This window comes from Tenacibaculum todarodis, from assembly GCF_001889045.1.
GTDB classification, from domain to species: Bacteria; Bacteroidota; Bacteroidia; order Flavobacteriales; family Flavobacteriaceae; genus Polaribacter; species Polaribacter todarodis.
In genome coordinates this window covers 1,035,583-1,041,970 of sequence record NZ_CP018155.1, presented here as the reverse complement: position 1 = coordinate 1,041,970, position 6,388 = coordinate 1,035,583, and the positions used below count along the sequence as shown (strand labels likewise).

At 29.8% G+C, this 6,388-nt stretch carries 4 protein-coding genes; all 4 read left to right on the top strand.

The genetic code is table 11. The annotated features are described in order from the left end of the window. The first annotated feature begins 7 nt into the window (after positions 1-7). The 4 genes from LPB136_RS04775 (at position 8) to LPB136_RS14230 (ending at position 6,385) form a co-directional block, all read left to right on the top strand. Positions 8-943, top strand: coding sequence for a PorP/SprF family type IX secretion system membrane protein (locus LPB136_RS04775; protein ID WP_083426229.1), 936 nt, complete (start codon positions 8-10; stop codon positions 941-943). Positions 944-956: 13 nt separating this feature from the next. Next, positions 957-3,218 (top strand): OmpA family protein, encoded by a 2,262-nt coding sequence (locus LPB136_RS04770; protein WP_162272274.1) that lies wholly within the window; start codon positions 957-959, stop codon positions 3,216-3,218. Between the two features lie 363 nt (positions 3,219-3,581). Continuing rightward, positions 3,582-4,103, top strand: a complete 522-nt coding sequence (locus LPB136_RS04765; protein ID WP_072555033.1) for a hypothetical protein — start codon at positions 3,582-3,584, stop codon at positions 4,101-4,103. Positions 4,104-4,129: 26 nt separating this feature from the next. Continuing rightward, positions 4,130-6,385, top strand: coding sequence for a VWA domain-containing protein (locus tag LPB136_RS14230; RefSeq protein WP_072555032.1), 2,256 nt, complete (start codon positions 4,130-4,132; stop codon positions 6,383-6,385). The last annotated feature ends 3 nt before the right edge of the window (positions 6,386-6,388 follow it).

The following is a 6,388-nucleotide window of genomic DNA, read 5'->3' as shown; positions in this document are numbered from 1 at the left end:
AAAAGTTATGAAAGCAATATCAAGAATGAACATCCAAAAATTAATTGTTCCTGTATTAATTCTGCTATTAATATCAGTAGACGGGTTTTCACAGCAAGATCCACAATTTACACAGTATATGTATAATACAATGAGCGTGAATCCTGCCTATGCAGGATCTCGTGGTCATACCACAGTAACTGCTTTGGGAAGAACTCAATGGGTTGGTTTTGATGGAGCACCAGACACTCAAACATTAAGTTATGATACTCCATTAGGCTATTCCGGAGTAGGTTTAGGAATCAACTTGGTGAATGATAAATTAGGACCATCACATGAAACTTATATCGATGCCAATGTCTCATATACTATTAGAACAGGTGAAGATGGAAACTTAGCTTTAGGGTTAAAATTTGGAGGACGTTTATTGAATGTAGATTGGAGTAGAGGAACTTTTCAGAGTCCAGAACCAAGATTTAACACCAATATAAACAACAAGTTCTTACCAACATTAGGAGCAGGAGTTTATTTTCATAAACCAAAATGGTATGTAGGTTTAGCAGTACCAAACTTTATAAGAACAGATCATTACGATGATAATATTGAAAGTGTAGCTGTTGAGCGTTTACATTTCTTTTTAATAACAGGTTATGTTTTTGATTTAAGTGAAAATATTAAGTTTAAACCAGCCGCTTTGTTAAAAGGAGTAGAAGGAGCACCATTATCATTAGATATTTCAGCAAACTTTTTGTTTAATGAAAAGTTTAGAGCAGGATTAGCCTGGAGATGGGACGATTCTATAAGTGCATTATTAGGTTTTCAAGTAAGCGATGGATTAAACATTGGTTATGCTTATGACTTAACAACATCAAACTACAGTAATTATAACTCAGGAACTCATGAAGTAATGTTGCGTTATGAGATATTTAGAGAAGGACCAGTTAAATCTCCAAGATTCTTTTAAAAAAAATCAAGATATGAAAACACCAAAACTACTATTAACTCTTGTTTTACTTATTACAATCCAATCTTTTGGACAGCGTAGATATTTAGCAAATAGATATTTTGAAGATTTTGCGTATGTAAAATCTGCTGAATTATATAAAGAATTAATACAGGATGGAGACACTACAAAAAGAGTTTTACAACGCTTAGCAGATTCCTATTATTTTAATTCAGAAATGGATAAAGCAGAAAAATGGTATCAAAAGCTAATTACAAATTATAAGAGTTATGTTGATCCGGAATACTTATTTAAATATGCAAAATCTTTAAAAAGTAATGGAAAATATAAAGAATCTGATGATGCAATGAAAGCTTTTAAAAAGTTGCTGCCAGATGATACTAGATATGAGAATTTAGAATTAACACCAAACTATGTAAATGTTTATTCAGATACAGTGTATCAGAAAAAAAAGAAAGAAGTTATTAATGTACATAATGTATCGTTAAATACAAAATACTCAGATTTTGGTGGGTTTATACATGAAGATAATTTTTATTTCTCTTCTTCAGCTCCAAGTAAAGGAACCAATAATAGAATTTATAGATGGAATGAACAGCCATATTTAGATATTTTTATAGCTAAAAAAGAAGAGCAAACCCTAGAAGGAGGTACAGATAAAGGAAAAGTTTTAGAGTTAATTGATAAGGTAGTTTTAGATGAACCTGTTCAAACAAAGTTTCATGAAGCCAATGCAATACTAACCAAAGATGGCTTAACAATGTACTTTACCAGAGATAATTATAATGGTAAAAAACTAGGAAAGAATAAAGATAGAGAAGTATTTCTAAAAATATATAAAGCTCGTTTAATAAATGGAAAATGGGACAATATTACAGAGTTACCTTTTAATAGTAATGATTTTTCAATTGGTCATCCGGCTTTAAGTCCTAATGAAAAAGAACTTTATTTTATTTCAGATATGCCAAATGGCTACGGAAGTACAGATTTATATAAAGTTTCAATTAATGGAAATACGTATGGCGAGCCAGAAAATTTAGGAAAAAATGTTAATACAGAAGGAAGAGAAATGTTTCCTTATATGAGTAAAGACAGTGTTTTGTATTTTTCTTCTGATGGACATTTAGGTTTAGGAGCTTTAGATATATTTGAAACAAAACTTACAAAAGATAAAGGTTTTAGTGAAGTAAAAAATATACACGCTCCATTTAATAGTAAAATGGATGATTTTGGTTTTACTACCAATAAAGAAAAAAATAAAGGTTTTTTCTCATCCAATAGAAAAGGAGGTAAAGGAGATGATGATATTTATAGTTTTATTGTAGCAAGTTGTACACAAACTATTACGGGTGTTATTACAAACCTTAAAACAGGTGATCCAATATCTGGCGCATTGGTAGAAATAATTGATACAAACGGAAAAAAAATAGATCAATTTGTTACTAATGATAACGGAAAGTATAATTTTTTAGAAGCAGATTGTGGAGAAAGTTATACTATAAAAGCTTCCAAAGAAACTTTTGCGCCAAATCAAAAAACACATCAAACTTCTGGTAAAGATGGTTTGGAAAATACAGTAAACATTCCTTTAAAATCTTTGTTATGTAGCCAAAGTATTACTGGTACAGTTACAGAAAAAAGAACAGGAGAAATAATAGCAGGAGCAACGGTAAAACTTATTGAAAGTTCAGGTAGAATTATTGAAGAAACTATAAGTGATACTAAAGGAAACTACACGTTTAGTAATGCGCCTTGTAAAACTAGCCTAACAATACAAGGAAGTAAAATAGATCACAGATCAGATAAAAAATTATTATACACAACTACAGAAGATGGTAAAAGTAACGATGTAGATTTAGTGTTAACGGCTTTAATTGTAGGTAATCAAATAGTTATTAACCCGATATTTTTTGATTACGATAAGTATAACATTAGAGAAGATGCAGCTTTTGAACTCGAAAATATTGTAACAGTAATGAATAATAATCCAGAAATGGTTATTAAAATTGAAGCACATACAGACAGTCGTGGTAAAAAATCCTACAATAGACTGTTATCTGACCGAAGAGCAAAATCTACAGGAAGTTATATTATTTCTAGAGGTATAAGTGCTGGTAGAATTGAAAGTGCAACAGGTTTTGGAGAAGATCAATTATTAAATAAATGTTCAGATGGCGTACGATGCTCTAAAGAAGAACATCAAGAAAATAGACGTTCATATTTCTATATAGTTAGTGGAGGGAAAAATATAGAAGTAAAAAGTCAAAAAAAATAAAATCATGAAGTAGAAATTAACCCTCAGTTATTTTCCTTGAATTAGTTTCCAATTCCCCCAATATTACTACTTTATGTCAATAAACTTCAGCCATTTGGCTGAAGTTTTTGTTTGTTCTATTGTGTAAATTAACGTAAAAAATAATTTTACATAAGTTTTTAACTGTAGATTTATATTAAGAAAAAGAAATTTTCTCCATGTTTTAAATGCTATTTTCTTAGCATTTTTTTCTAAAAAAAAAAGAAATTCTCCTAGAATACACTCTTACATTAATGTGACTTTAAGCAAATTATTGTGTCAAAATAATAGTTATTAAATCTAAATCCAAAAATGGAATAGGATTTGTAATTTAAAACAATATTAATGAAAAGAGTTATAAAATATATAAGTGTTATATGTATAGTTTTAGTTAATGTATCCTTAACTAAAATCACAAAGCCATTTCCTAAAAGTAATCTTTTAAATAAATGTACAGCTATTTTAAAAGTTGAGAATAATAGAAATTCCAAATCAATTTTTAAAGAAAGTATAAATTATAAGTTAATTCTTATTAATACTTCTAATAAAAAAACTAGCTATAAAGTTGAAATTGAAAATACAAAAGAAGGATTAAAAAAAGCGCAAAGACGTTCTTCAAAACCTAAAAAAGCAATTGAAACATCAAAATTAAAGGTTTTAACTTTAAATAATAAGAATAAATCAATAGGTGAAATTGTATTAAAGCCAGGAGAAAAATACCTTTTTAAAGTTAAGTTAAGTAAAGTTGATAATGAAAGCGTTAATAAATGGAATTTAACTAAGGTTAAAGTTTCTTCCCCTGAATGTAAAGGTGTAATTGTTTCTACAATTCTTAAAACGTACATCCCAAATCCAGAATTAAGGTAATTTTAGTTACCAAAAAGTATAACGTCATGAAAAAAAGTTTTAGACTTATTTTAATAATCGTATTCTTTCTTGTTTACAAAGTAAATTATGGTCAAGAAATTATAATTAATAAAGAAATTATTGAGAATGCAACAAACTGTAAACAATTTGATATTACCTTAACTATAGTTGGTACTCCATCAAAAGCACCACAAGAAGTTGTCTTGTTAATTGATAATTCTGGGAGTATGAACAGTAGAGTTGATAGTAATGGAGATGGAGTTGTAAACTCAAATGATTCAACAATTTTAGAATTTGCTCAAGACGCTGCAATTGATTTTGTTAATAATATTTTTGACCCAATTAATGATCCTAATCAGTTAAATAAAGTAGCAATTGTAACTTATAATACTTTTGCAAATACAGAAATTAATTTAACAAATGTAAGTGGTAAACAAAATATAATTAACCAAATAAATGCTATCTCTGCTGGTGGAGGAACAAACATTGAAGATGCATTTGTTAAAGCAAAAAATGCATTAGAGCCACCAAGTCCTCAAGGTACTTTTGATTGTAAAACTTCTAGAAGTGTTATTTTATTAACTGATGGTGTTGCAACTTTTGATAATACCAATACAAACCAAAACCCTTCAACCAATCAATGTAGTCCAAATACATTAAATACTCAATGTCAAACAGCGGCAATTGCTGCAGCCAATAATTTAAAAACATTGAATGTGGGTGGTGCGGATTATAATCAAAATGTCTTTACAGTTGGTTTTACTGGAGGTTTAGATACTACACAAGAAACGATATCAAAGAATACACTAGACGCTATACAAAATAGCGGAGCTTTTTATACTGATAATGCTGCAGATTTAACTACAATTTATGATCAAATATTAAATCAATTAGTAACAGCAGCTACAGCTCTTCCTGGAGAATCTTTAGTTGATGATCAAATACCAACAAGTTTTGGAATTGTACCCAATTCTTTAACGGCTAGTAAAGGAATTGTAGACGTAATTGGGCAAAAAATTGAGTGGAATATTGATAAGATAGTTAATGAAACGGTTACTTTAAAATATTCTATTAATGCTACTACAGAAACTTGTGGTATAACTGACCCGGGTGTTTCTATTATGAAATACATAAATTCAAGTTGTTTAGAAGAAACAAGAGTATTTAATAATCCAGAAGTTTGTATCCCTTGTCCAGAAGCAACAGCAAATTTAACAAGAAACGGGTGTGATACTATAGATTATTCAGCTACAATTAACCAATTAAGTTGTACGCCAACTGCAAATAATTATTCGTGGAAATTCTTTTTAAATGGTTTGGAAATAGGGACTTCAAATACAGAATCTGGTTCCTTTACTTATGCAGGGAATGAAGATTTTACAGGAAATTTTAAAGCAGAGTTGGCATATAATGGAACATATCAATCTAATTGCCCTGCAGAAATGGTAAGTGATGAAACTAGTATTATTTTACCAGCATTATTGTCTATTTCTGAAACTATTACTGAGGCAAGTTGTACAGGTACTAATGATGGAGAAATTAATATATCAGTATCAGGAGGAGAAGGTTCTTATACATATTCTTGGAGTGATGGGCCTAATACAGAAGACAGAGCGAGTTTAGTTGATGGAGATTATACTGTAACAGTTACTGATGAAAATGATTGTGAGATAATCAAAACAATAACAGTTACTGCAAAAGATATTTTAGCCCCAGAAACACCAACACTTTTAGACGAATCTTTTAATTGTAGTGCAACACCAACAGCGCCAACAACGACAGATGTTTGTGAAGGAACTATTACAGGAACAACAACAACAAACTTTCCAATTACAACAAGAGGAACAACTGTTGTTACTTGGACGTTTACAGATTCTAGCGGAAATAGTACTACGGCAACACAGAATATTATTGTTTCTTGTATAGCAGATTTAAGTTTAAAAATAAGTGTTAATAATGCTTTACCAAAAGTTGGAGAAACAATATTTTATACTCTAAAACTTAAAAATGATGGGCCAGTTGATGCTCATGGAATAGAAGTTTTAAATGCTCTTCCAACTGGGTTAACTTATAATGGATCTGGATCTACAATTCCTGCGGGAACTGCCTTTAACCATACAAGTGGTGTTTGGGATTTAAAAAACACTGTTGTTGCAAATGGAGATGTTTTTGAATTAAAATTAGCGGTTACAGTAAATGATGCTGGAACATTCTCTAATACTGCGGAAATAATATTAGATAAAGAGGATGACATCGATTCTACTCCTAACAATGAGATTTAATAA